At 60.5% G+C, this 26646-nt stretch carries 23 protein-coding genes; 11 read left to right on the top strand and 12 right to left on the bottom strand.

All coding sequences use genetic code 11. The annotated features are described in order from the left end of the window. Positions 1-69: 69 nt before the first annotated feature. The 3 genes from pheT to NFS22_RS03155 form a co-directional block, all read right to left on the bottom strand. The gene (gene pheT / locus NFS22_RS03165) at positions 70-2775 is read right to left on the bottom strand and encodes a phenylalanine--tRNA ligase subunit beta (protein WP_251316313.1); all 2706 of its coding nucleotides are present in this window, start codon (positions 2773-2775) and stop codon (positions 70-72) included. A 273-nt stretch (positions 2776-3048) separates the two neighbouring features. Then, a complete protein-coding gene (pheS, locus tag NFS22_RS03160; protein ID WP_251316312.1) occupies positions 3049-4074 on the bottom strand; it encodes a phenylalanine--tRNA ligase subunit alpha in 1026 nt (341 codons plus the stop codon). Between the two features lie 32 nt (positions 4075-4106). Further along, the gene (locus NFS22_RS03155; protein WP_251316311.1) at positions 4107-5261 is read right to left on the bottom strand and encodes a polysaccharide deacetylase family protein; all 1155 of its coding nucleotides are present in this window, start codon (positions 5259-5261) and stop codon (positions 4107-4109) included. 429 nt (positions 5262-5690) lie between these two features. On the opposite strand from NFS22_RS03155, the gene NFS22_RS03150 reads away from it, so the two are divergent. The 9 genes from NFS22_RS03150 to NFS22_RS03110 all read left to right on the top strand — a co-directional run bounded on the left by NFS22_RS03150 (position 5691) and on the right by NFS22_RS03110 (position 14078). Further along, positions 5691-6419: an ABC transporter ATP-binding protein gene (locus NFS22_RS03150; protein WP_251316310.1), complete on the top strand. Its 729-nt coding sequence runs from the start codon at positions 5691-5693 to the stop codon at positions 6417-6419. Positions 6420-6598: 179 nt separating this feature from the next. Further along, complete coding sequence (locus NFS22_RS03145) at positions 6599-7516, top strand: SufB/SufD family protein (protein WP_251316309.1); 918 nt, start codon at positions 6599-6601, stop codon at positions 7514-7516. Then, positions 7516-7962, top strand: coding sequence for a hypothetical protein (locus NFS22_RS03140; protein WP_251316308.1), 447 nt, complete (start codon positions 7516-7518; stop codon positions 7960-7962). The genes NFS22_RS03145 and NFS22_RS03140 overlap by 1 nt, the downstream gene beginning before the upstream one ends. A gap of 38 nt (positions 7963-8000) precedes the next feature. Beyond that, positions 8001-9719, top strand: a complete 1719-nt coding sequence (locus tag NFS22_RS03135; protein ID WP_251316307.1) for an NAD(P)H-hydrate dehydratase — start codon at positions 8001-8003, stop codon at positions 9717-9719. Between the two features lie 57 nt (positions 9720-9776). Next, a complete protein-coding gene (locus NFS22_RS03130) occupies positions 9777-10355 on the top strand; it encodes a hypothetical protein (protein ID WP_251316306.1) in 579 nt (192 codons plus the stop codon). 54 nt (positions 10356-10409) lie between these two features. Then, entirely contained in the window at positions 10410-11573 is a 1164-nt protein-coding gene (alr, locus tag NFS22_RS03125; RefSeq protein ID WP_251316305.1) for an alanine racemase, read from the top strand. A gap of 320 nt (positions 11574-11893) precedes the next feature. Next, on the top strand, positions 11894-12259 hold the full coding sequence (locus NFS22_RS03120; protein ID WP_160569579.1) for a type II toxin-antitoxin system PemK/MazF family toxin: 366 nt from the start codon (positions 11894-11896) through the stop codon (positions 12257-12259). Positions 12260-12351: 92 nt separating this feature from the next. After that, positions 12352-12885: a hypothetical protein gene (locus NFS22_RS03115; protein WP_251316304.1), complete on the top strand. Its 534-nt coding sequence runs from the start codon at positions 12352-12354 to the stop codon at positions 12883-12885. Further along, positions 12882-14078, top strand: coding sequence for a transglutaminase domain-containing protein (locus NFS22_RS03110; RefSeq protein ID WP_251316303.1), 1197 nt, complete (start codon positions 12882-12884; stop codon positions 14076-14078). Before NFS22_RS03115 ends, NFS22_RS03110 begins: the two co-directional genes overlap by 4 nt. A gap of 108 nt (positions 14079-14186) precedes the next feature. On the opposite strand, the gene argF is transcribed toward NFS22_RS03110, so the two are convergent. The 6 genes from argF to NFS22_RS03080 form a co-directional block, all read right to left on the bottom strand. After that, on the bottom strand, positions 14187-15110 hold the full coding sequence (gene argF / locus NFS22_RS03105; protein ID WP_251316302.1) for an ornithine carbamoyltransferase: 924 nt from the start codon (positions 15108-15110) through the stop codon (positions 14187-14189). A 12-nt stretch (positions 15111-15122) separates the two neighbouring features. Continuing rightward, on the bottom strand, positions 15123-15977 hold the full coding sequence (gene argB / locus NFS22_RS03100) for an acetylglutamate kinase (protein WP_251316301.1): 855 nt from the start codon (positions 15975-15977) through the stop codon (positions 15123-15125). Positions 15978-16037: 60 nt separating this feature from the next. Continuing rightward, the gene (argJ, locus tag NFS22_RS03095) at positions 16038-17261 is read right to left on the bottom strand and encodes a bifunctional glutamate N-acetyltransferase/amino-acid acetyltransferase ArgJ (protein ID WP_251316300.1); all 1224 of its coding nucleotides are present in this window, start codon (positions 17259-17261) and stop codon (positions 16038-16040) included. A gap of 136 nt (positions 17262-17397) precedes the next feature. After that, the gene (argH, locus tag NFS22_RS03090; RefSeq protein WP_251316299.1) at positions 17398-18777 is read right to left on the bottom strand and encodes an argininosuccinate lyase; all 1380 of its coding nucleotides are present in this window, start codon (positions 18775-18777) and stop codon (positions 17398-17400) included. Between the two features lie 265 nt (positions 18778-19042). After that, complete coding sequence (locus tag NFS22_RS03085) at positions 19043-20257, bottom strand: argininosuccinate synthase (RefSeq protein ID WP_251316298.1); 1215 nt, start codon at positions 20255-20257, stop codon at positions 19043-19045. 394 nt (positions 20258-20651) lie between these two features. After that, entirely contained in the window at positions 20652-21554 is a 903-nt protein-coding gene (locus tag NFS22_RS03080) for a hemolysin family protein (protein ID WP_251316297.1), read from the bottom strand. 327 nt (positions 21555-21881) lie between these two features. On the opposite strand from NFS22_RS03080, the gene NFS22_RS03075 reads away from it, so the two are divergent. Next, entirely contained in the window at positions 21882-23141 is a 1260-nt protein-coding gene (locus NFS22_RS03075) for a chloride channel protein (RefSeq protein WP_251316296.1), read from the top strand. Positions 23142-23155: 14 nt separating this feature from the next. Beyond that, a complete protein-coding gene (locus NFS22_RS03070; RefSeq protein WP_251316295.1) occupies positions 23156-23530 on the top strand; it encodes a VOC family protein in 375 nt (124 codons plus the stop codon). Between the two features lie 296 nt (positions 23531-23826). Here NFS22_RS03070 and NFS22_RS03065 read toward each other — a convergent pair whose 3' ends face one another. From NFS22_RS03065 to hisD, 3 genes are all read right to left on the bottom strand, one after another. Beyond that, on the bottom strand, positions 23827-24069 hold the full coding sequence (locus NFS22_RS03065; protein WP_251316294.1) for a TIGR03905 family TSCPD domain-containing protein: 243 nt from the start codon (positions 24067-24069) through the stop codon (positions 23827-23829). A 115-nt stretch (positions 24070-24184) separates the two neighbouring features. Next, positions 24185-24946 carry a sporulation transcription factor Spo0A gene (gene spo0A / locus NFS22_RS03060; protein ID WP_251316293.1) on the bottom strand — a complete coding sequence of 254 codons (762 nt, stop codon included), beginning with the start codon at positions 24944-24946 and terminating at the stop codon, positions 24185-24187. A gap of 278 nt (positions 24947-25224) precedes the next feature. Beyond that, positions 25225-26490 (bottom strand): histidinol dehydrogenase, encoded by a 1266-nt coding sequence (hisD, locus tag NFS22_RS03055; protein ID WP_251316292.1) that lies wholly within the window; start codon positions 26488-26490, stop codon positions 25225-25227. Positions 26491-26646: the final 156 nt, after the last annotated feature.

The raw sequence follows: 26646 nt of genomic DNA, 5'->3' as shown, positions 1-26646 counted from the left end.
TTTTCCCCGGGATGCATTTTATAACGGCGGGCCGGGTCGTCCCGCCCTACACGTCCATAGATAAAATATTTACCGCAGCTTGGCCCCACACTCGCGCTCCAGGGCGGCCAGGATGGACTTCACGTCCTCGTCGGCCTCCTCGCTGGTGAGGGAGCGGTCGTCCGCCCGGAGGACCAGATTGAAGGCCACCGATTTCTTGCCCTCGTCAATGCCCTTGCCCCGGTAGATGTCAAAGAGGGAGACCTCCTTGAGCAGGCCCTTGGCCCCCTTGCGGATGGCATTCTCCAGCGCGCCCACGGTAACCGCCTCATCACACACCACAGCGATATCCCGGGTGACAGAGGGGAATTTGGGTAGGGGGACATACTCCGGGTCGGCCCCTTTGGCGTTCATCAGCTCGTCAAGGGACAGCTCGGCGCAGTACAGCTCAGCGTCCACGCCGAAGCTCTTGGCCACGTTGGGGTGAATCTGTCCCAGCACGCCCACCATGTCGCTGCCGCTGTAAAAGTAGGCGCAGCGGCCGGGGTGGTAGGAGGGGTCGTCTGCCACGGGCAGGAAGGTCACCTTCTCGGCTCGGATATCCTTCAAAATGGCCTCTACAGTTCCCTTCAGGTCGTAAAAGCTGAAGCTCTCGCCGCAGGCCCCCAGGGTGAGCACCTTGGCCTCGTTGGCAAGGCCGTTCTCCCCGCCGGGCTGATAGATCCGGCCCAACTCGTACAGGCGGACGTCCTTGTTGCGGTAGTTGTAGTTACGGGCGAGAATGTCCAGCATGGAGGGCAGGGTGGTGGTGCGCATGATGGAGGTGTCCTCCCCCAGGGGGTTCAAAATCTTGAAGGAGCGGCGGCAGGGGGCATCAGCCTCCCAGCCGATCTTGTCGTACCAGGTGGGGGAGATGAAGGAGTAGGTGATGATCTCGTCATACCCGCAGGAGCGGCAGACGCAGCCCAGGGCCTGCTCCAGCTTCTGCTCGGGAGAGTAGCCGCCCAGGGTGGTCTGGCCCTTCATCAGAGTGGTGGGGATGTTGTTGTAGCCGTAGAACCGGGCCACCTCCTCGGCCAGGTCGGCCATCTCCTTCACATCACCCCGCCAGGAGGGGACCTTCACCATGCCCCGCTCCTTGGTGGTCTCAAAGCCCAGCTTCTGGAGGATGGTGTACATCACGTTCTCCGACACATCGGTGCCCAGCAGGGCGTTGATCCTGTCGGGCTCCACCTTCAAAACAGTGGGCTGAGGGACATAGTTCAAAATGTCGATCACCCCGTCCAGCACCTCACCGGCCCCCAGCAGCTCCACCAGTTCACAGGCCCGGTTGACGGCGGGGAGGGTGTTGAGGATATCCAGCCCCTTTTCAAACTTGGCGCTGGCCTCGGTGCGCATGCCCAGGGACAGGGCGGTCTTGCGGATGGTAGTGCCGTCGAAGTTGGCCGACTCGAACACCACGTCCACCGTGTCCTCCACGATCTCGGAGTTCAGCCCGCCCATGATTCCGGCCAGACCCACCGCCCGGGTGTCGTCGGCGATGACCAGCATGTTGGAATTCAGCTTACGGACGTTTCCGTCCAGGGTGGTCAGCTCCTCGCCGTCCTGGGCCCGGCGGACCACGATCTTGCCGCCCTTCACATAGCGATAGTCAAAGGCATGCATGGGCTGGCCATACTCCAGCATGACGTAGTTGGTGATATCCACAATGTTGTTGATGGGCCGCACACCCATGGCCCGCAGCCGCTCCCGCATCCACTTGGGGGAGGGGCCGATCTTCACGTTGCGTACCATTCGGGCGGTGTACCGGGGACACAGCTCAGGGTCGGGGGTCTCTACGTCCAGCAGCTCAGGCAGGACGCCCTCGCCGCCCCCCTTGACCTCCGGCTGGTGGAAGCGGCAGGGCTTGTCGAAGGTAGCCGCCGCCTCCCGGGCCAGGCCGATCACGCTGAGGCAGTCGGGCCGGTTGGGGGTAATCTCAAATTCCACCACATGGTCGTCCAGTCCGGTGACGGCCTTGATATCGTCCCCGGGCTTGCAGTCCTCCTGAAGGACGAAAATGCCGTCGGGGATGCAGTGGGGAAACTCCTTCTGTTCCGCGTGGAGGTCAGCCAGGGTGCAGATTGTATTCGTCTTTGTGTTGTAAGCCACTAGATCCCACTTGTGAAGGTTCTGGCAGTCGGTCAGCAGAGTAGTGGCACAGGGGCCGTCATTCTCCGTGCGAATCAGTGTGCATTCCCATTTGCCGTCTCCGGAGGGGGAGACATTTGCTACGCCTGCGCACATCACTGGCCCAAACACCTTGTCCCCTGGTTTGATGTCCGCCGGGATGGAGGGCTTGTCCGGGTCGATGGGGTGGTAGTCGTTCAAAAGGGCGGCGGCGGTGATGACACCGTAGGGGAAATCCCGCTCGTCCAGGCCCAGTTCGGACAGAGAGCACAGCATCCCGTTGGACAGCACCCCACGCAGCTTGCCTTTCTCAATTTTCTTGCCCCCGGGCAGGGTGGACTTGTGCAGGGCCACGGGGACCAAATCCCCCTCGTGGATGTTCCACGCCCCGGTGACGATCTGTACCGGCTCCTCCCTGCCCACGTCCAGCTGGCACACCCACATATGGTCGGAATCGGGGTGGCGCTCCATGGACAGGATGCGGCCCACCACTACGTTGGAAATTTCCCCGCCCATGTCGTGGGTCAGCTCCACCTTGGAGCCAGACAGAGTCATGGCCTCGGCAAACTCCCGGTCGCCGGCGTCGATCTCAACGAATTCGTTGAGCCATTTTCTGGATAGATTCATATTCAAAACTCCTCTTGTTATCGTTAGTCAATCAGGAAAGCGCCCCTCGTTCCACGCAGGGGTAAGGCCCCTTTGGCAAAGGGGCTCCGCCCGCAGGGCGGTGGGGATTGTATTTTGCGAAGCAAAATGTACGAAGTACTGTAAATTTGCAAATCCTTATTTATTTCATACGTTCGCCTTTGGCAAACACAATCCTCCGTCATCCGCTTCGCGGATGCCACCTCCTTTGGCAAAGGAGGCTTTTTTCCTTGCGGCGGAACGAGGAATTACTTCTCAGAACTGTTCCAGGAACCGCACGTCGTTCTCAAAAATGAGCCGCAGGTCGGCGATTTTGAACCGGCGCATGGCGGTGCGCTCCAGGCCCATGCCGAAGGCCCAGCCCGACCACTCTTCGGGGTCAATGTTGGCCATACGCAGTACGTTGGGGTGGATCATCCCCGCGCCCAGCAGCTCGATCCAGCCCTCGCCCTTACAGGTGGGACAGCCTGCGCCGCCGCACTTGTGGCACTGTACGTCCATCTCGCAGCTGGGCTCGGTGAAGGGGAAGTGGTGGGGCCGGAACCGGGTGACGGTGCCCTTGCCGAACAGCTCCTCGGCCAGCAGGTTCAGGGTGCCCTTCAAATCGGCCATGGTGACGTTCTTGTCAATTACCATCCCCTCCACCTGGTGGAACATGGGGGAGTGGGTGGCGTCGATCTCGTCCTTGCGGTAGACCCGGCCCGGGGCAATGATACGGATGGGCAGCGGCATGGAGTCCATGGCCCGCACCTGCATGGGGGAGGTCTGGGACCGGAGCATCACCCGGGCGTCCCGGTCGAAGTAGAAGGAGTCCGACCAGTCACGGGAGGGGTGGCCCTCCTCGGCGTTGAGGCGGTCGAAGTTCAGCTGGGCCAGTTCGATCTCCGGGCCGTCTAGCACGGTAAAGCCCATGCCCACAAAGATGTCCTTGATCTCGTCCAGGGCGCGGTACATGGGGTGCTTGTGCCCCAGCTTGGGCGCCTTGCCTGGGACGGTGACGTCCAGGGACTCGGCCTTGAGCCTGGCCTCCAGGGCCTCCTCCTCCAGCTTTTTGGCGGCGGACTCAATGGCCTCTTCCAGGGCGGCGCGCACCTCGTTGGCCAGGGCGCCCATGGCGGGCCGCTCCTCGGGGGACAGCCTGCCCATCTGCTTGAGAACGGCGGTGAGCTCACCCTTCTTGCCCAGGTAACGCACCCGCAGCTCATCCAGGGCGGCGGGGGAGGCCACTGCCCCAAAGGCGGTCATAGCCTCGCTTTTAATTTTTGCTAACTGTTCTTTCATTGGTAAAACTCCTTATTTTGGATTGATTTGGTTTAATCGGGCAATATGTCGCTGAGGGGCACCCCCATGGATACGTTGCACCGTTTCAGGCTGTACAGCCCCTTGGATATATCGCAGGAGCCGTGGCGGGTGATGAGGGTGAGGGAGAAATGATCTTGAATGAAGCCGGCGGCCCAGGAATCCTTAACCCCGTTGGGATAGGCGAAAAGCAGAGGGGCTTTGCCTAGGTTCGCCTCCATCAGGTCAATGCTGGTCTGGAGGTCGGGGAGGATGCGGGCCTCATACTCCTCTCTGGTCTCCCCCGCCAGCCGCTTGATGCCGTTTTCGTTCTCATCGTGGGAGGCGTAGGTGTGAGAGCCGAACTCCACCAGCCCGGACTGGGCCATCTCCCGGCACATATCCCAGGTGAGAAAAGCGGATTGCTGGTCGTCCACATTTTTGACAATGATGGAGATGACCGCCTTGGCCTGATACTCCCGCAGGAGGGGGTATGCCAGCTGGTAGTTGCTGCGGTAGCCGTCGTCAAAGGTGAGCATAACCGCCTTATCCGGAAGGGGCTCGCCGGCAACAAGCTGGCTGGGCAGTACGGTGGTCCAGCCGTGGTCCGCCAGCCATTGCATGTCCTCCCGGAAGCGGATGTCAGTTACCATCCAGTTGTTATATTTTTTTCCCTCCGGAATGAAATGGTGGTACATCAAAACATAGAGCTTTGTGTTCTTTTTCACCGGCTTCTGTTCGCTCTCCGGCTCAGTCTCGGAGGGCGACTCAGCCGCTGTGGGCTGCTCCGGAACGGAGCTGTCCGGTTTTGTTGTCCCGGCGTCCTCAGCGGAGCTGTCCGGTTTTACTGTCTCAACGTCCTCAGCGGAGCTGTCCGGTTTTACTGTCTCAACGTCCTCAGCGGAGCTGTCCGGTTTTACTGTCTCAATGTCTTCAGCGGAGCTGTCCGGTTTTACTGTCTCAACGTCCTCAGCGGAGCTGTCCGGTTTTACTGTCTCAATGTTCTCAGCGGAGCTGTCCGGTTCTATTGGCTCAGTGTCCTGGGCAGAGCTGTCCGGTTCCGATGGTTCAGACTCCACAACAGGGCTGAAAAACGGAGCCGTTCCCGCCTGTGGTCCCTGGCAGAAGCTCAGCGGCGTAATACACCAGAGGATATACAGCAACAGCAGCAGCCCCCGGGATATTCTCATGGCAGCCACCCTCCTAAAAAAGAAAAACCCTCCGCCCCAATCTCTGGGGACGAAAGGCAACCCTTCCGCGGTACCACCCGCATTCGCGTCTGTGACGCGCACTCAATCCTCCGGTAACGGCGGAGAAACCGTCCTCCTCTCGAAGGCCGCTCCCGGGCGAACCAAGGGAAACCGTCTCAGACGGGCTTTCAGCCGGCGGCCCGTCCTCTCTGAGAGAGGAAAATTCCCTATTTTCCCGTTCCACACATTTGAACTACCCGTATTTATACCATAAATCATCTTGTAATGCAAGAGGAAAAGGGGTATAATTTTGGAAAACAGGGGAGATATGCAAATTGAAATTAACCCAGTAAAAAAATAGGAAATAATGTAGACAAATTTAGTGCTCTATGTTAGAATAGGGCAAACCAAATACAGGGAGGTAACCCCATGCTGGAACTACAGCACATCAGCTATGATGTGGAGCAGGACGGCGACAACAAGGGCATCCTGCACGACATTGATTTAAAAATCGACGAGCGCTTTGTGGCCATCACCGGCCCCAACGGCGGCGGCAAGTCCACCCTGGCCAAGGTGATTGCCGGCATCCTTACCCCTACCCGGGGCCGCATCCTTTTTAACGGCGAGGATATTACCGGTCTGTCCATCACCGACCGGGCCCGGAAGGGAATCAGCTTTGCCTTTCAGCAGCCGGTGCGCTTCAAGGGGCTGACGGTGAAGGACCTGATTACCCTGGCCAGCGGAAAGGATATCGGCGTACCCGAGGCCTGCAACTATCTGTCTGAGGTGGGGCTGTGCGCCAAGGACTACATTGACCGGGAGGTGGATGCCTCCCTGTCAGGCGGCGAGCTGAAACGTATTGAGATTGCCACCATCATGGCCCGGGGGACAAGCCTGTCCGTCTTTGACGAGCCGGAGGCGGGCATAGATCTGTGGTCCTTTAGCAACCTGATCCAGGTCTTTGAGCATCTGCATGAGAAGATCAACGGCTCCATTCTCATCATCTCCCACCAGGAGCGCATACTGAACATTGCCGACCGGATTATCGTTCTGGCCGACGGCAAGGTCATCAACGACGGTCCCCGAAAGAACGTCCTGCCCACGCTGCTGGGCGGCGCCCCCGGCGTGTGCGGGGCGCTGGCGGATAAGGTGCGGTAACTCTCATGTCCCGCCCGCAGGGGGAAAAGCCTCCCTTCGCAAAGGGAGGTGGCCCTGCCGAAGGCAGTGACGGAGGGTTTTCCCCTATCGAAAAGGCATCTGCCGCTGTAGGAGAAAACCCCACCCGGCTTCGCCGGGAGCCCCCTTTGCGAAGGGGGCCTTTGTAAGGAGGAATTTTTATGGACGCAATACAAAAAAGCCTATTGGAGCAGGTGGCCGGGCTCCACCAGGTCCCCGAGGGGGCCTATAACATCCGGGCCAACGGCCAGAAGGCCGGCCGGAACACCACCGCCAATATTGACATTGTCACCAAAACCGACAAGGACGGCATCGACATACACATCCGCCCGGGCACCAAAAACGAATCGGTCCACATCCCGGTGGTACTGAGCATGAGCGGCCTGAAGGACATGGTGTACAACGACTTTTTTATCGGCGAGGACAGCGACGTGACCATTATTGCCGGCTGCGGCATCCACAACTGCGGGGTGCAGAACTCGGAGCATTCGGGCATCCACACCTTCCACGTGGGCAAAAACGCCCGGGTGCGCTATGTGGAGCGCCACTACGGCGAGGGGGACGGCTCCGGTGAGAACATCATGAACCCCACCACCATCGTTGAGATGGAGGAGGGGGGCTACATGGAGATGGAAACCACCCAGATCAAGGGGGTGGACTCCACCGTCCGCACCACCACCGCCAGACTGGGCCCCAGGGCCACCCTGATTATCAAGGAAAAGGTAATGACTCACGGCAAACAGCTGGCTAAGTCCGACTTCACCGTGGACCTGGACGGGGAGGGCTGCCACACCAACGTCATCTCCCGCTCGGTGGCCCGGGACCAGTCCAGGCAGATTTTCCTGGCCCGGATCAACGGCAACGCCGCCTGCTACGGCCACTCGGAGTGTGACGCCATCATCATGGACGAGGGTGTGGTGTCCGCCATCCCGGAGGTTACCGCCAACTGTTTGGATGCTCAGCTGGTCCATGAGGCCGCCATCGGCAAAATCGCCGGGGAGCAGCTCACCAAACTGATGACCCTGGGCCTGACCGAAAAAGAGGCCGAGGAGCAGATCGTCAACGGGTTTTTGAAGTAATGGGCCACCAAATTCAGGCCATTATTGGGAAGCGTGAGGCTGTCCAGGTCTTCGCAGACTGCTGGGTGTGGGCGGAGATTGTGGACCTGCCCCAGGACTGTGGGCTGGTTTTTCTCACCGACGCCCTTTTTGATAGCATCACCGAGCTCTTTGACAAGCCCGACCGGGAGGAGCCGTCACCCCTGATGCTGTTTACCTCCGCCATCCGCTGGGCTTTGGAGGGGAGCGCCTGTCCTGGGCCGCTTGCCTACATTGAGACCGACTACACCGGGGGCTATGGGACCCAGGCCGGGGTGCTGCTGGAGCGGGGCCGGATCATCCAGGGACCTGTGGAGGGCGAAGAGACTATTAACGGTCTGCTGCGGGCTGTCGGTGTCTGGCACCGGCCGGGGGAGGACGAGTTCGACGCCCTGGGCCTGGGCCATTACCGCCATATGCCCTTGTAGGGGCGGCCGAAGGCCGCCCGATTGTAAGGAGGTATCCCATGTTACCCTTAGCCACCGCCGCCCAAATGAAGGAGCTGGACCGCCGGGCCATCCAGGAGCGGGGAATCCCCTCCCTGGAACTGATGGAGCACGCCGCCCAAGCTGTGGCGGACACAGTCTGGGAGCTGATTCAGCCCGACGAATCCATTTGCACCTCTTCCATTGGTGTGATCGTTATGCACAAAAAGGACGCTCCCCCTCCCACCGAGGAGGAACGGCGCCAAGAGAAGGAAATTCGGGCGATTGTCGAGAGCAAAAATACCGACCCCACCCCCCGGGTGGCGGTCTTCTGCGGTCCCGGCAACAACGGCGGAGACGGGGTGGCCTGTGCCCGTCTGCTGATGGAGCGGGGCGGCTGTCACGTCCGGGCCTTCTTCGTGGGGGACCGGGCCAAAATGACCCCCGACGAGCGGGCCATAGAGGACAGGCTCACCGCCGCTGGAGGGTGCCTGGAGGATTTTTCTATCGATCTCACCGACCGGGAGACGGCGGAGGCCACCTTTACCTTTGAACAGCAGAAGATTTCCGCCTGGCTGTCCACCTGTGACTGTATGGTAGACGCTCTCTTCGGCATTGGCCTGACCCGGCCTGTGACCGGTCCCTTCGAGGCGGCAATCCGTCTGATGAACGGGCGGACTGTGGTGTCCTGCGATATCCCCTCCGGAGTGAACGCCGACACCGGGGAAATCCTGGGTGAGGCCGTCCGGGCCAAGGTGACGGTCACGTTTACCCGCCCCAAGCCGGGGCTGTACATGGGGGAGGGGGCTGTCTGTGCCGGTGAGGTGCGCACCGTGGATATTGGTATCCCCTATGATCTGGAATTTGAGGTATTACGGAGTGCTCCCCGGGTGGAAATGCTGAACTGCCCCAACGGCGGCCTGCCCCGCCGTCCCCGAAACGCCCACAAGGGAGATTTTGGAAAGCTGTTCATATTGGCCGGGAGCGAGGGCTATACCGGCGCACCCGTTCTGGCGGCAAAAGCTGCCCTGCGCACCGGGGCGGGGCTGGTGTACTTAGGGGTCCCCCGGGAAATCTACCCCATTGCGGCCGTCAAGTGCGACGAGGCCATGCCATTTCCCCTCCCCCAGGACTATAAGACCATTCTGGAGAGGGCCCAGGGCTGTGACATTGCCCTCATTGGCCCCGGACTGGGCCGCAGTCCAGAGACAGAGCGGCTGGTCCTGGGTCTGCTGGCGGACCTGACCATCCCCATTGTGCTGGACGCGGATGGCATAAATGCCCTTTCCGGGCATATAGATGAATTGGACAAACGGACAGCCCTCACCGTCCTCACCCCCCACGAGGGGGAGTTTGCCCGGCTGACCGGCTGCCCCTTGCCCGTCGGGAACCGGCTTGCCGCCGCCCGGGACTTTGCCAAAGCCCACGGCTGTATCCTGGTCCTCAAGGGGCAGGGCACCGTTACCGCCGCCCCGGACGGCTCCGCCTGGGTCAACACCACCGGCAACCCCGGCATGGCCAAGGGGGGCTCCGGGGACGTGCTGGCCGGGATGATCGCCGCCCTTCTGGGGCAGAAGCACCTGCGGAAGGAGGGCCGTGAAGGGGACAGCGCGGCGGAGCTGACGGCGGACGCCGTCTTTTACCACGGCGCAGCGGGGGACGTCTGCGCCCGAAAGCTGGGCGAGTATGCCATGCTGCCCACAGACCTGATCGAGGCCCTGTCCCAAGTATTGCGGGAATGGTCGGAGGATGAACGGTAGGGGCCGCCTGCGGCCGCCCCTACAGGCAGATTTTACGATCAAATTGGAGGTAACACTGTGCGCAAATGTCTGGTTTGCGTACTAATGATAATCCTCCTCACCGGCTGCGGCGCGGCGGAGGGGAGCGAGGCGGAGGAACTGGCCCTGACCATTCGGGGCGAATATCTGGCCATAGACAGCTGCGCGGTCCAGGCCGCCATTACCGCCGACTACGGCCAGCGGGTGTATCAGTATGAGATGGCGGCGGCGGTGAACGGGGATGAGACCGTCCTCACCCTGTCCGCCCCCGAAACGGTGGCGGGGCTGACGGCCCGGATCACCGGGGAGGACGGCCTGCTGGAATTTGACGGCGTGGCGGTGGAGACCGGCCCTCTGGACGGCCAGGGGCTAACCCCTGTCTCCGCCCTGCCCGCCCTGTTGGAGGCGGCCCGCTCCGGGTACATCACCGCCTGCGCTCTGGAGGAGGACGGTGCCCTTCTCCGTGTGGACTGCGGCGACCCTGCGGGGTCTCCCGGCAGAGGGACCGAAACGGTGTTGTGGTTTGACGCCGCCACCCACGCCCTGGTGAGAGGTGAGGTGAGTGTAGACGGCTTCCGGGCGATTTTATGTGAATTTACCGGGTTTACTGCCGGTTAATCTCCAGGGGCGGCCTATGACCGCCCCTGCATACTAAAGAAGGAGAGAGCAGCAATGACAGACAGACGAGACAGCCGCGCCTGGGTGGATATCGACCTGGACGCCCTGGCCCACAACTATCAGTCCCTGCGCAACTGGGTCCGGATGAGTGAAAATCCCGAGGAACCGGTAAAGCTGCTGGGCATGGTGAAGGCCAACGCCTACGGCCACGGGGCTCCGGCCATTGGGAAAAAGCTCCAGGAGCTGGGGGCGGAGATGCTGGCCGTGGCCTGCCTGGACGAGGCCGTCCAGCTGCGACAGGCGGAGGTGACCATCCCCATCCTGTGCCTGGGCCAGACCCCGGTGGAGCTGGCCGGCGAGCTGATGAAATACGACGTCACCCAGACGGTGGGCGACCTGGAGCTGGGCCGGGCCCTGTCCGCCGCCGCCGTGGCCGCGGGCAAGGAGCTGGCCATCCACATCAAGCTGGACACCGGCATGGGCCGGCTGGGCTTTATGTGGCGGGAGGGCAGCCAGGCCGAGACGGTGGAACAGATCCGCCAGCTGTGCGCTCTGCCCGGTCTGAAAGCGGAGGGGCTGTTTACCCACTTTGCCGCCGCCGATGAGGAGATTGACTACACCGAGCTCCAGGGCCGCCGCTTCCGGGAGGCCCGCGAGATACTGGAGCAGTCGGGGATCTTCCTTAAAAATTACCATTGCGCCTCCAGCGCCGCCGTGCTAAACTATCCTTGGACTCATATGAATATGGTGCGGCCGGGAATCGCCATGTACGGCCACTACCCCGATCCGGCCAGCGAAATTCGGGGTGCCCCCGATCTGCGTCCGGTGATGACTCTGAAGGCCCGGGTCACCTCGGTGCGCACCATGCCCCTGGGGACCAAGCTGGGCTACGGCTGTACCGCTGTGCTGGAGCGGGAATCCCGGATCGCGGTGCTGTCCATTGGCTACGCCGACGGCCTGCCCCGGTCCCTGTCCAACAAGCTGAAGGTAAAGCTCCACGGCGCCCCCTGCCCCGTTTTGGGCCGTATCTGTATGGACATGTGTATGGCCGACGTCACCGCCCTGCCCCAGGTGCGGGTGGGCGACACGGCTGTGATCTACGACAAGGACCTGAACCGTATCGCCGAGCTGGCCGGCACCATTACGGATGAATTGGTGTGCCGTGTATCTTCCCGGGTTCCCCGGATTTATTGGGAAAACGGGAGGAAGATCCCGTAACATTTTCACCAAAAGCCCATGGACAGCCTCTGGAGCTGCATGTCCGGCCCCGTGACCGCCCAACTTGTCCCAACATAGGATGGGATGGAGCACGGGGGGCGCTTTGCTCCCCCGGGTTTGCAGGGCGCGGCGGGCTTTTGGAGTGGGCCGGGACCACTGCGGTCATCTGACGGCTCAAGGCTGATTTTAAATTTATACCAGAAAAACTTGCGTTTTTGTGGTATAATGCCCGCCGCCCCGTGGGAGAATCATAGTACAGCGTTACATAAGACCGGTCCGGCTGTAACGCGGTGCTATCTTCCAGCGGAGTGTGAGTGTACTTGGATAACAGCGTAAAACGAGGCGACATCTTCTACGCCGATTTGAGCCCCGTAGTGGGCAGCGAACAGGGGGGCGTGCGCCCTGTCCTCATTGTGCAAAACGACACCGGCAACCGGCACAGCCCTACGGTGATTGCCGCGGCCATCACATCACAGACGGGAAAGGCCCGGCTGCCCACCCACATCTCGGTGGCCCCTCTGAGCTGCGGCCTGCCCAAGGAGTCGGTAATCCTGCTGGAGCAGGTGCGCACGCTGGACAAACGCCGTCTGCGGGAGAAGATGGGCCGCCTGGACGACGGCGTCATGCGCCAGGTGGACGCCGCTATCGCCGTAAGCTTTGGTCTCCACCCGGAGACTATGGTGTGATTGCAGGGGCGGCCTTTGGCCGTCCGCAGACAGACACGGGAAGCAAAATGCGGGCGGCCACAGGCCGCCCCTACATAAAAAGGAGCGTACTTATGAAAAAACCGGACAAGCGTTTGTCCCTCCGCCTGGGCGCCGCGGCCCTGTCCGTTGCGCTGCTGGGCACAGGGGCGGCTCTGGCCGCCGGCGGCCAGAGCGACCCTTTGATTACCCTCAGCTATTTGAATCAGACGGCCATCCCCCAGATTGTCAAGCAGGTGGAAGAACAGACAGCCGCCAAGCAGAAGGAGCTGGAGCTGAACCTGGCCAGTCAGATCAGCCAGTACCTCCAGCAGGGCGGACAGGGGAGCTCCTCCGGTTCCTCCGCCTCCTTTGCCGTGGTGTCTATGACCAGCGGCCAGGTCATGTCTCTGGGCGTGGGCTGTGAGCTGCTGCCCCGAATCGGCACTGTCACCGTCCGGGCCAACACCTCCCCCGCCCTCATTGACCTGTCCGCCGGCGGAACGGTGGACTCCGGCGCCGCCCTCACCCGCAACCACCTGTACATGGCCACCATTGCCGACCGCACCCTCACCGCCTCCGGTGACGTGAAGCTTCTGGTGCGGGGCAGCTACTCCATTGCCGGATGAAAAAATACCTTTCTCTGCTGCTGGTTCTGGTCCTGCTGCTGCCAGGGTGCGGAATAAAGCGGGATGAAAGGTCGGGCCAGCCCTGTGAGACCATGGTTCTTCTTATGCAGTCCTGCACAACGGAGTACGAGGAGACCGCCAGCCTGTTCCACTGGTATTTCAATGACGAGCAACGTCAGGGTAACGGTAAGGACGAGGAGTACTACAATGAGAAAGAGATGAACGCTCTTCTCTCTGACTTCTACGGTCTGGAGGACCTGAGCTGGTACGACGCGGCCGTTGTCCGCATGGAGGGCGTGCGCGCCTTTGAGCTGGCCGTCCTCTCTGTACCCAGTGAGGAGCAAAAAACCGTTGTGACCGCCTTTCAGGAGTACCTGCTGGACCGGCAGGGGGCCTTTACCGGCTACGAGCCGGAACAGGCCGCGCTGGTGGAAAATGGAAAAATCCTTACCTGCGGCCAGGAGGTGGCTCTGCTGATTTGTGAAGACATATCCGGAGCTCAAGACGCCTTTGAGGCGTGCTATGGGGACGGCCGCTTTGCCGCCGGCATGCCAGACTTTTTCCCTCCTAAACTAGAACAGCGTCCCGACGGACGCTATGTCTACACAGACCCTCAGACTGACGACATGACCCTCTTCGACAACTCGGCTATCCTGGCCGCCTGGGAGAGCGGGGACAGTTCTTCCCTGTCCACGAAGGACAAGGCGGTGCTGGACGCGGCGAAAGCGGTGTTCAATCAGTGCGTTACCCCAGAGATGTCCAACTATGGCAAGGAATATGTTCTGTACGCCTGGCTTACCGGGAACGTCACCTATGACCAGACCCACTATGAAAAAAAGGGCGCGCCCCGAACCTCCTATGAGCCCTATGGCCCGCTGGTTCAGGGCAAGGGGGTCTGTCTGGGCTACGCCGAAACCTTCCGGCTGCTGATGGATATGGCGGGTATCGAGTGCATCACTGTCACCGGGGCGGGGTTCCGGAACCGGGAAAATCACGCCTGGAACATGGTGAAGCTCAACGGGGAGTGGTACTGCGTAGACCCCACCTGGGACGTGAACCCGGGAATCAACCAGGGTGGGGACTATGTGTACAGCTACTTCAATGTCACCAGCGACTACATGGCCTTCACCGACCATCAGTGGGACTACGACAACGTCCCCGAGGCTACGGCAGAGGACGGCGGTCTTCCATAGACGCTGCAAATTGTCGCCTCCCTCAAAGAGAGAGCCTGAACGGACGAGCAGGAGTTCTTTACACGCAAAAACGGCTCCCCGGCATAAGCCGGGGAGCCGCTGGTTTGTTTATTGGTCCTCTTCCTTCATCAGCAGATACATGACCGCCTTCTGGGCGTGGAGCCGGTTTTCCGCCTCGTCGAAAATCTCCTGGGCGTGGGCCTCGAAGACGTCGGCGGTGATTTCCTCTCCCCGGTGGGCGGGCAGGCAGTGCTGCACCATGCAGCCCTCATTGGTCAGGGCCATCAGCCTGGAGTTGATCTGGTAGCCCTGGAAGGCCTTGGCCCGGACGGTTTTCTCCTCCTCCTGGCCCATGGAGGCCCACACGTCGGTAATCATCACGTCGGCGCCCACGGCGGCCTCTTCGGGGGTGCGGAACAGGGAGAACTTGTGGGCGGGGTCACCCTTTGCAAAGTCCAACACCTGGGGGTCGGGGTCGTAGCCCTCGGGACAGGCCACCGAAACCTCCATCCCCGTTTTCAGGCCGCCCACAATCAAAGAGTTGGCCATGTTATTGCCATCGCCAATGTAGCACATCTTCAACCCCTCCAGGACCGCCTTGTGTTCCCGGACGGTGAGCAGGTCGGCCAGCACCTGGCAGGGGTGGCAGAAGTCGGTCAGGCCGTTGATTACGGGAATCTTGGTGTACCGGGCCAGGGTCTCCACCTCCTCCTGGGCGAAGGTGCGGATCATGATGCCATTGCAGTACCGGTCCAGCACCCGGGCGGTGTCCTCAATGGGCTCTCCCCGGCCGATTTGGCTCTCCTTGCCGGACAGAAACAGGGCGTGGCCCCCCAGCTGGTACATGCCCGTCTCAAAGGACACCCGGGTGCGGGTGGAGTTCTTCTCAAAGATCATGGCCAGCGTCTTGCCCTTGAGGTAGTCTTTGTGGATGTTGTGCTTGGTCTCATATTTCAGCTGGTCCGCTGTGTTCAGGATGGACACAATATCCTCCTTGGACAGGTCCAGCAGCTTTAACAGGTCTTTTTTCATGTGACAGCCCCCTTAATTGGTCAGCATGGTGCCCACGCCGGCGTCGGTGAGCAGCTCGGTGAGCAGGGAGTGGGACACCCGGCCGTCCAGAATGACGGCGGACCTGACCCCTGAGCGGACGGCGTTGACACAGCAGTCCACCTTGTGGACCATCTCCCCGGCAATGACCCCCTCCCGCACCAGGGCGGGGACGGAGGACAGCTGGAGCTCGGGAATCAGGGTGGTCTCGTCGTCCGGACTGCGGAGCAGGCCCCTTACCCCGGTGAGAAGGACCAGCTTCTCCGCCTCCAGAGCCACGGCCAGCTTGGCGGCGGCAGTATCGGCGTTGACGTTGTAGGACACCGGCTGGTCCATCCCCTGGGCCACGGGGGCCACCACGGGGATGTAGCCGCTGTTCAGGGCGGAGGATGCCATGGAGGAGTCCACCTTGGCGATATCGCCCACCAGGCCGTATTTCTCGTCCAGCATTTTGGCCTGGAACAGCCCGCCGTCCAGCCCGCACAGGCCCACGGCCCTGCCTCCAAGACGGTTCAGGGTGGCCACCAGGTCCTTGTTCACCTGGCCGCACAGCACCTGCTGGACTACGGACATCGTCGGTCCGTCGGTGCAGCGCAGGCCGTCCATAAATTTGGACTGCCGGCCCAGCAGATTGAGCATGTCGTTGATTTCCGGGGTGCCTCCGTGGACCACCACCACCCGGATGCCCACCAGGGACAGCAGGATAATGTCGGAGATGACAGTTTCTACCATCTCGCCCTGGACCGCGCCGCTATCGTAGCGCACCACAATGGTCTTGCCGGAAAATTTTTGAATATAGGGCAGGGCCTCGGCCAGTATCTTGGCCCGGTCGATTTCATTGAAGGACATGGTTGATTCCTCCCTGTCTTTATTTGGCTCCCCCCTTGAGGGAGGCTTTTGTCATGGGATTTATGACCGGTAGTCCCCGTTGATGTGGACATACTCGGCGGTGAGGTCACAGCCCCAGCACTCGGCGCAGTCGCTGCCCTCGTTGAGCTCCACGGCAATGACCACCTCTTTTTGGGACAGGATCTCCTTGGCCCTGGCCTCGTCAAAGGGGATTCCGTCTCCCTGACGGCACACCAGGATGGACCCGGCCTCCGATTCAAAGGTGATGTCCACATGCTCAGGGCGGAAGGGGGCCTTTGAATAGCCCATGGCGGCCAGTACCCGGCCCCAGTTGGCATCCGCTCCGCACATGGCGGCCTTCACCAGGGAGGAGCCCACCACTGCCTTGGCCAGGCGCTCGGCGTTCTCCTCGCTGCGGGCGCCGGTCATTTTACAGGTGACCAGCCTGCCGGCCCCCTCGCCGTCTCCGGCAATGCTTCGGGCCAGATAGCGGCAAACCTGATCCAGGGCCTCTTTGAAGGTCTCATAGCCCTCGTCCTTCCACTCAATCAGCGGATTGCCTGCCATGCCGTTGGCCAGGATGACGCAGGTGTCGTTGGTGGAGGTGTCGCCGTCTACGGTGACCCGGTTGAAGGTCTTCTGGGCGGTGTCCCGCAGGGCGTCCTCCAGCATTTCCGGGGTAATGGCGCAGTCGGTGGTGATGAAGCACAGCATGGTGCCCATGTTGGGGTGGATCATGCCGGAGCCCTTGGCGATAGCTCCAATCTTCACCGTTTTGCCCCCCACATCAAAGGAGAGCGCGATCTCTTTTTTTACTGTATCGGTGGTCATAATGGCGGCGGCGGCGCTGTCAGAGCCGCTGGAGGACAGAGCGGCCGCCAGAGCGGGCATGCCCGCCTCAATGGCTCCAATGTTGATGGTCTGGCCAATGACCCCAGTGGAACAGACGGCGAAGTCCGCCGCCTCACGTCCGGTGGCTTTGGCGGCGGCGGCGCACATGGCCTCCGCGTTCTCGTGGCTGCCGGAACAGCAGGCGTTGGCGTTGCCGCTGTTGGCCACAATGCCCCAGGCTGTGCCGTCCTCCAGATGGTCCATGGTCACATAGATGGGGGCCGCCTTCACCCGGTTCAGGGTGTACACCCCGGCGGCGGCACACTCCCGGTCAGAGAGGATCATGGCCAGATCGTTTTTGTCCGGGCTGCTGGTGGCCTTTACGCCGCAGTGGACGCCGCCCGCCTTGAAGCCCTGGGCGGCACACACGCCGCCGGTAATCTCGTTGAACATATTTTGTTACTCCTTCCCAAAAGCTCCCTTCGCAAAGGGAGCTGTCAGCCCTCAGGGCTGACTGAGGGAGCTTTCCGACGGCGGACTCCCTCCGTCACGGCTTCGCCGTGCCACCTCCCTCGGAGAGGGAGGCTTTTTACTTTCTTGCCGCCACAAACTCTTCGATCAGGCTGATCTGTTTCTCCACGCTCTCTCTGGCGGGGCCGCCGTAGACTTTTCTGCCGTTGACGCAGGTTTTTAAGGCCAGGGCCTGGTATACGTCGGTGTCGAACAATCCGGAGATGGCCCGGAAGTCCCGGAGGGTGAGGGTGTCCAGTGTGTCCCCCGTCTTGAGGCACAGGTTGACCAGACGGCCCACGATCATATAGGCCTCCCGGAAGGGCAGGCCCTTCTTCACCAGGTAGTCGGCGCAGTCGGTGGCGTTGATGAAGCCGCCGGCGGCAGCCTTTGCCATGTCCCGGGACCGGACGGTGAGGGTGTCCACCATGGCGGCAAAGACGGGCAGACACAGCTCCACGGTGTCCACGGCGTCGAAGATGGCCTCCTTGTCCTCCTGCATGTCCTTGTTGTAGGCCAGGGGGAGGGCCTTCATCACAGTGAGCAGGGTGACCAGCGCGCCGTACACCCGGCCCGTCTTGCCCCGGACCAGCTCGGCCACGTCGGGGTTTTTCTTCTGGGGCATGATGGACGAGCCGGTGGAGTAGGCGTCGTCCAGGTCCACAAATTTAAATTCCCAGGAGCACCACAGGATGATCTCCTCTGAGAACCGGGACAAATGCATCATCAGGATGGACAAAGCGGACAGCAGCTCAATGGCGTAGTCCCGGTCAGAGACGGAATCCATGGAGTTGTCGGTGGGCTTTTTAAAACCCAGGGCGGCGGCGGTTTCAAACCGGTCCACCGGGTAGGTGGAGGTGGCCAGGGCGCCGGCGCCCAGGGGGCACTCGTCCAGCCGCTCCAGACAGTCCTCCAGGCGGGTGACGTCCCGCTTGAACATGTTGGCGTAGGCCATCATATAGTGGCCGAAGGTGGTGGGCTGGGCCCGCTGGAGGTGGGTATAGCCGGGCATAACCGTCTCCAGGTTGGCTCTGGCCTTTTTTACCAGCACCTCCTCCAGGTCCAGCACCTGGGCGATGAGGACGGGGATCTCTGTGCGGACATACAGCCGGGTGTCCACCGCCACCTGGTCGTTCCGTGACCGGGCGGTGTGCAGCCGCTTGCCGGCCTCCCCCACCCGACGGGTGAGTTCGGCCTCAATGTTCATGTGGATGTCCTCGTTTTCCAGAGAGAACTCCACCTGATCCGCCTCAATGTCGGCCAGAATGGCCTTCAGTCCGGTAACAATGGTCTCGGCCTCGTGGGCCTCGATAATGCCGGTTTTGCCCAGCATCTGAGCGTGGGCGATAGAGCCGGCAATGTCCTGCTGGTACAGCCGGGCATCAAAGCCAATGGAGGAGTTAAAGTCGTTGACAAGGGTGTCGGTTTCCTTTTGAAACCGTCCGGCCCAGAGTTTCATAATTTGTTCCTCTTTTCGTTCAGAGTTCCAAGGCTCCTTTCGAACGGAGCTGTCAGCCGCAGGCTGACTGGAAAGGCCCCTTTGAAAAGGGGCTCCGCCCGCAGGGCGGTGGGGATTGTATCTCGCGAAGCGAGATGTACGAAGTATCATAAGTCTGCAAAAACTTGTTTACTTTGTATGTTATGCTTCGCAAAACCCAATCCTCCGCCCCCTTCGGGGGCACCTCCTTTTCAAAGGAGGCTTTTTTCCTGCGGGGGACGGGGACTTACAGCTTCCCCTGCTCCCGCAGTGCCTGGACGGTGTCGGGCAGGCCCCACAGGTTGATAAAGCCGGTGGCATCATCCTGGTTGTAGTCGCTCTCCTCAAAGGTGACCAGATTTTCGGAGTACAGGCTCTCGGGGGAGGTGACGGAGGCGGTGATGATGTTGCCCTTGTAGAGCTTGAGCTTCACGGTGCCGGTGACATGCTCCTGGGTCTTGACCGCAAAGGCCTGGAGGGCCTCCCGCAGGGGGGTGAACCACTTGCCGTTGTACACCAGGTCAGCAAAGTCCACGGCCAGCTTGCTCTTCATGTGCTTGGTGTCCTTGTCCACGGTAATCATCTCCAGCACCTCGTGGGCCCGGTAGAGGATAGTGCCGCCGGGGGTCTCATATACGCCCCGGTCCTTCATGCCGACAAGGCGGTTTTCCACGATGTCCAGCAGGCCGATACCGTTCTTGCCGCCCAGGTCGTTGAGCTTGCGGATGATGTCGCTGGCCTTCATCTTCTCCCCGTCGATCGCCACCGGCCAGCCCTTCTCAAAGTCCAGGGTGATGTAGGTGGGCTTATCGGGGGCCATGGCGGGAGAGACGCTCATCTCCAAAAAGCCGGGCTTGTCGTACTGGGGCTCGTTGGCCGGGTCCTCCAGGTCCAGGCCCTCGTGGGACAGGTGCCACAGGTTCTTGTCCTTGGAGTAGTTGGTCTCCCGGGAAATTTTCAGGGGGACATTGTGGGCCTCGGCGTAGTCGATCTCCTCGTCCCTCCCCTTGATGGACCACTCCCGCCAGGGGGCGATAATCTTCATCTCGGGGGCGAAGCGCTTGATGGCCAGCTCAAAGCGGACCTGGTCGTTGCCCTTGCCGGTGCAGCCGTGGCAGATGGCGTCAGCCCCCTCCTTCTTGGCGATCTCCACCAGCCGCCGGGCAATGATAGGCCGGGCGAAGGCGGTGCCCAGCAGATAGTCCTCATACTTGGCCCCCATCATCATGGAGGGGATGATTACCTCATCCACCATCTCGTCGGTCAGGTCCTCCACGTAGAGCTTGGAGGCGCCCGTCTTGATGGCCTTCTCCTCCAGGCCGTCCAGCTCGGTACCCTGGCCCACGTCGCCGGAGACGGCAATGATCTCAGGGTTGTCGTAATTTTCTTTCAGCCAGGGAATGATGATGGATGTATCCAGACCGCCGGAATATGCCAGCACTACTTTTTTCACAGAAGCCATGGTTATTTACCCTCCAAATTTCCGGAACCGGGCGCTTCTTTGCCCCCTCCGTATCTTATGGGGACAAGTCTACCACGGTTTTGTCCAGATTGCAAGCGATTTTTTGCATGACTATACATTTTTGCGTCTAAACTTTCCGTATATTTTCACCAAAAATGAATATTATTCCGAATATGCTGATTTTTTATGCACCCCAATAAGGACCCCGCCTGACTTGCCCGGGCACATCCCATTGGCAGATTTTAATGCAGGGGCGGCTACAGGCCGCCCCTGCTATAGCGCCATAGAACATGCCCGCATGCTTTACCCCCTGACGCAGTACGTTCGGTTTCCTGCGTCAGGGGGTGTCTAACTGCCTGTTTGCCGGGGCGGGTCACAGGCTGATTTTATGTAGTTATTCCGTTTCCTGCTCCGGGGCGGGCTCCAGCTTTTCTACCAGGGCCCACTCCACCCGCCGGTCACACAGCTCCTCCACCTGGATGCGCAGGCCCAGGGCCTCTACCATGGGACGGCTGCCGTCCTCCGGGATAACGGACAGCTGGGAGAAAATCAGGCCGCCCAGGGTATCGTAATCCCGCTCCTCATCCTCGGGGAGCTCAAACTCCATGGCCTCGGCCAGCTCCTCCAGGTCGGCGGAACCGGATACCCGCCAACGTCCGCCGTCCAGCTTGATGATCTCCTGCTCCTCCTGGGGGTCAAACTCGTCGTAGATGTTGCCCACCAGCTCCTCCAAAAGGTCCTCCAGAGTGACCAGGCCGCTGGTACCGCCATACTCGTCTACCACCAGGGCCATATGGGTCTTCTTGCCCTGCATGTTCCGAAAAAGCACATCTGCTGCCACCGTCTCAGGGACGAAGTAGGCCGGGCGGAGCAGCTCCTTCAGGGGCAGCGGGGCCGGCTGGTGAAAGTTGAGCAAATAGTCCCGGGTGGACAGCACTCCAAGAATGTCGTCGGCGTCCTCCCCGTACACCGGGAAGCGGGACAGGCCCGACTGGCGGATGGCGTCCAGAATCTCACTCTCCTTTGCATCGGCGGGAAGGGTGACCATGTCGGTGCGGTGGACCATCACGTCCTTGGCGGTGGTGTTGTCAAACTCGAAGACGTTCTCAATAAATTCTTTCTCGTTGCTCTGGATGGCTCCGGACTCCTCGCCCTCCTCCACCATGGCCCTGATGTTGTCCTCTGACACCTGATCCTTGCGATGCAGCAGGTTCAGGATGGGCCGCCAAAGCAGCTGAATGATGTTGATACACAGGCTGATGGTAAAAAGTGCCAGCCATAAATGGCCGTCCTCCACGGAAATAACCTCCTTTATTGAGCGGAACAATTCGTTGATACGCCTGCATCATAGCATAAAAACACAGCCATTGCAAGGGGGAGGATATGTTTTCGGCGGAAAAACCCTCACAGAAATCAGTTTGGGAGCTGTAGGACGCGGCGAGCTCGGTGCGCCGTTCACAAAATCTGTCAACCAGCGGCGGGCCGAGCCGTCCCGCCCTACGAATTTAGCTGGGTGTTCTGAACATTGATTTCTGTGAAAACCATTTTTGGGGGGTAGAAATTTTTTGGGGATGTGGTATACTGGTATCCTCTGATTTTAAAACGCCGCAAAGGGGGAATGTACATGCCGCAGCTGTCTGACCGGGCCAAGGCCAGCCTGGATAACGTTGCAGCCTTTGTAAAGTGGCTGTTTTACGCCTGCCTGACCGGTGTGGTGGTGGGTCTGGTGGCGGTGGCCTTTCATGTGGGCATTGATATCGCCGCCGAGACGAGGGAGAGATACCCCCAGATTATCTGGCTGCTGCCGGTGGCCGGTCCGGCCATCATCCTGCTGTACAAGGCCTGCGGTATGGCAGAGGACCGGGGCACCAACCGGGTGCTGGTGGCGGTGCGGGACGCGAAACAGCTCAAGCTGCGCACCGCCCCGCTGATCTTCCTGTCCACCATCTGCACCCACCTGGCGGGCGGCTCGGCGGGACGGGAGGGCGCGGCTCTCCAGCTGGGCGGGTCACTGGCGGCCTTTACCGGCAAAAAGCTGGGCCTGGACGACCTGGACGAGCGAACTATGGTGATGTGCGGCATGGCCGCCGCCTTCTCCGCCCTGTTCGGCACGCCGCTGACGGCGGCCATCTTCGCCATGGAGGTGGTCACGGTGGGGCGGATGTACTACGCGGCGCTGGTCCCCTGCCTGGCCTCCTCCGCCACGGCGCTGATGGTAGCTCGGGCCTTCCAGCTCCATCTGGACGGGGACTATCCGGTGTATGACGCCCTCCAACTCAGCCCCCTGGCCCTTGTTCAGGCGGTTGGACTGGGGATTTTGTGCGCGCTGCTGTCCATTTTGTTCTGCGTGGTCATGCACATCACCCCTAAGCTGTACGCCAAATACTTGCCCAACCCCACCCTCCAGGCGGCGGTAGGAGGCACACTGGTACTGATCCTCACTCTGCTGGTAGGCAGTCAGACCTACAACGGGGCCGGTGACCCGGTGATCCGGCGCCTGCTGGCCGGCGACACTATCCCCCAGGCATTTGCCCTGAAGCTTCTGTTTACCGCCCTCACCCTGGGCGCCGGCTTCCGGGGGGGCGAGATTGTGCCGGTGCTGTTTACCGGATGCGCCTTCGGCACCTGGATGGGACCTATGTTGGGCCTGCCCCACGGCTTTTCCGGAGCGCTGGGCATGGCGGCGGTGTTCTGCGGCGCCACCAACTGCCCGCTCAGCTCCATTTTTCTGGCCTTTGAGCTGTTCGGCGGCAAGGGCCTGCCCCTGTACGCCATGTGCTGCGGGGTGTCCTACATGCTGTCCGGCTACTACGGGCTGTACAGTGAGCAGAAAATTATCTATTCCAAATTCAAACCCCAGTGGGTGGACAAAAAAACACATTAAAAGGAGTACGCATCATGACAACCTTCAACCATTTCAACTTCAACGTTCTGGATCTGGACCGCTCTCTGGCCTTTTACAAGCAGGCGTTGAACCTCTCCCCCGTGCGGGAGAAGGAGGCCGCCGACGGCTCTTTCAAGCTGGTTTTCCTGGGAGATGAGGCCGGCAGCCCCTTCCTTCTGGAGCTGACCTGGCTCCGGGACCGCACCGAGCCCTACAACCTGGGGGAGTGCGAGTTCCACCTGGCCTTCTACACCGGCGAGTACGACGCCCTGTACGCCAAGCACAAAGCCATGGGCTGCATCTGCTTTGAGAACCCGGCTATGGGTATCTACTTCATCTCTGACCCCGACGGCTACTGGATCGAGATTGTCCCGGAGCAGGGGAAATAACCATTCAAAAATGGTGTGAGATACTTGCAGACCATGGATTGTCTCCTCTCTGTACTCAAGACCATCTATGTTATCCATCCAAATACCGCCTTTTATTTATTTTTATATAATTACCTGTATACGGGTAATTATGGCGACATATATTGCTATCATAAATCACCCCTTTCACCCATTTCTGCCCCCGTTTGGGTAAAAAATAATGCAGAAAAAGGTTGAAAAACCTTTTCTGCATTTAACTTACTACATCAGCGCAGAAAGCATAAAAACCCGGAACCGTTAACGGTTCCGGGTTTTGTTCACAGCGCCTTTTTCAGGGCCTGGGCGATCTGGTCGGGGCAGGAGGTGGGCTTTGTGCCGCAGCGGATGCCCTCCAGGCGGGGGATAGCGTCCTCCACCTTCATTCCTTTCAGCAGGGAGGAGAGTCCTTTCAGGTTGCCGTCACAGCCGCCCACCACCTGGACTGACTGGATGACCCCCTCCTCCACCTCAATCTGAAACTGCCGGGAGCAGGTACCCCGGGGGGTATATTGTATCGTCATAGCGCCGCCGCCTCTCTTTCTTATTTTATCATTCTTCGACCGTTTGTGACACAATCCGACATCTATCAAGCGGTACAATAGGAATTATAACAAATTCCGGCGGCAAACGCAACCCTTACAGTACTTTCCGCCGGGCCAGCTGAAGCCGATCGGCAATCATGGCGATAAACTCGCTGTTGGTGGGCTTTCCCTTGGCGTTGGAGACGGTATAGCCAAAATACTTTTGCAGCGTCTCCAGGTCACCCCGGTCCCAGGCCACCTCAATGGCGTGACGGATGGCCCGCTCCACCCGGCTGGGCGTGGTATTAAACCGCTTGGCCACCTCGGGGTAGAGCACCTTGGTCACCGCGTTGATCACATCCATATCGTTGACGGCAATGATAATGGCCTCTCTCAGATACTGGTAGCCCTTGATATGGGCCGGAACCCCCACCTCGTGGATGATGGCGGTGACCTGGCTCTCCAAGCTGGCGTTTTGATCCACCTCCGGCTCCGAGCCGCTGGGTGTCATCACCTGTCTCAGCCGCTCTCCCACCGACGTGACCCGGCAGGGCTTGGTGACAAAGAAATCCGCCCCTTTGGCCGCCGCGGCATCCACCACATTTCCCTTGATATAGCTGGAGAGAATCAGCACTTTGGGCCGGTTCTGCAATTTGGAAACAGCATCCAGCACATCCATGCCGTCCATCCCGCCGGTGAGTACCATGTCCATAACCACGGCGTCGGGCTGGCTCTTCTGCACAATGCGCATCAGTTCCGCACCGTCTCCGGTTTCGCCGACAATCTGAAAGTCTGACTCTTCCGACAGCGCCCGGATCAGGTTCTTTCTAAACTCTGTCCCTGTATCGGCCACCACAATTCGTTTTGTGCTTTCCATACATTTACGCTTCCTTTCATAAAAATCTGTGATGACCGGTAAAAGTTCCCGACTAGCGCATTCACGGTACATTTCGACCGGCCGCTTACAATTTATCATATAACAGCGAATTATGCAAGTCATTTTTTCAGATTTTATGGCACTTTTTATCAGCATTTTCGACCATTTTTCTACATATATACAACTTATCTTCGAAAATGCGGGCCTTTGCCGCCCGTCTGGATACCTATGCCCTGTCGAAGGGGCTGACGGCCCCTGTCGAAGCCTGTCAGACGGGATTACAGCAGCTGCATCCGGATGTCCGCAGCTCTGGCGTGGGCGGCCAGTCCTTCGCCGCAGGCCATGCGGGAGACAAGCGGGGCAATTTCCCGCATAGCTTCGGGCTGATAGCGCTGGTAGGTACATACCTTTAAAAAGGTGCCCACCCATACGCCGCCGGTGTACCGGGCGGCCCGGACGGTGGGCAGCGTGTGGTTGGTGCCGGAGGCGTAATCGCCAAAGACCTCGCCGGTCTCCTGTCCGATAAACAGTGAGCCGAAGTTGACCAGCTTTGGCAGGATGCTCTCGTCGTCCACAATGACCTCCAGATGTTCCGGGGCGTAGTCGTTGGCAATAGCCGCCGCCTCGTCCAGACTTTCGGCCAGGATGACCTCCCCGTAGCGATCCCAGGAGGCCCTGGCAATTTCCTGGGTCTCCAGGGTGTCCAGCTGCTCCTGGACCACCTGCATGACAGCCTCCCCCAGGGAGCGGCTGGTGGTGACCAGAACGCCCTTGGCCAGCCGGTCGTGCTCCGACTGGGCCAGCATATCGGCGGCCAGAATGCGGGGGTCGGCGCTGTTGTCGGCAATGGCCAGCACCTCGCTGGGACCGGCGAAAAAGTCAATCCCCACCTGACCGTAGCACTGGCGCTTGGCCTCAGCCACATATTGGTTGCCGGGGCCGACAATCATGTCCACCGCCTTGATCTGCTCCGTGCCATAGGCCAAGGCGGCGACAGCCTGGGCACCCCCGGCCGCATAGATCTCGTCCGCGCCGGCGATGTCCATGGCCACCAGGGTTTTGTAGTGGATGGAGGCAGTCCCCTTCACCGCCGGGGCGCAGGCCGCCACCCGGCCCACTCCCGCCGCCTTGGCGGGGATGATGAGCATCAGCGCGGTGGAAAACAGGGGGTAGGAGCCCCCGGGGACATAACAGCCGCAGGAGCTGACCGGGATGATCCGGTGCCCCAGAACGGAGCCGTCCACGTTGGCGAAGCCGTCCAGCGGCCTGATGCACTCCTTCTGTGCCAGGGCAAATTTGCGGATATGGCCGGCGGCCTGGCGCAGGTCGTCCAGCTCTTGACTGGTCATTTGCCCATAGGCCGCGTCAATCTCCTCCCGGGTGACCCGCAGGGCGGTGCGGTTATTGCCGTCAAAACGGGTGTTGTACTCCACCATGGCGCTGTCGCCGCGGGTACGGATATTTTGGATGATTTCAGCCACCCGCCTGCCGCACTCCCCCGCCTCCCCGGCGGGACGGACTGCCGCTTTTTTTAAATATTCCATTGGAATAACCTCCTTTTTCTTCACCTATAGCAATCATTAGATTTGCTGCCATATGCAGGGGCGGCCTTTGGCCGCCCGTCTGTCACAGGCAGACCTGTTTGTTTCTGCGGGCGGCCACAGGCCGCCCCTACAGCTCCAGTGTCAGCAATTTTGAAA

Origin of the sequence: Flintibacter muris (assembly GCF_943192995.1) — a bacterium.
Taxonomy (GTDB): domain Bacteria; phylum Bacillota; class Clostridia; order Oscillospirales; family Oscillospiraceae; genus Lawsonibacter; species Lawsonibacter muris.
The sequence above is the reverse complement of the archived record's forward strand: the minus strand, read 5'-3'. Positions and strand labels throughout refer to the sequence as shown.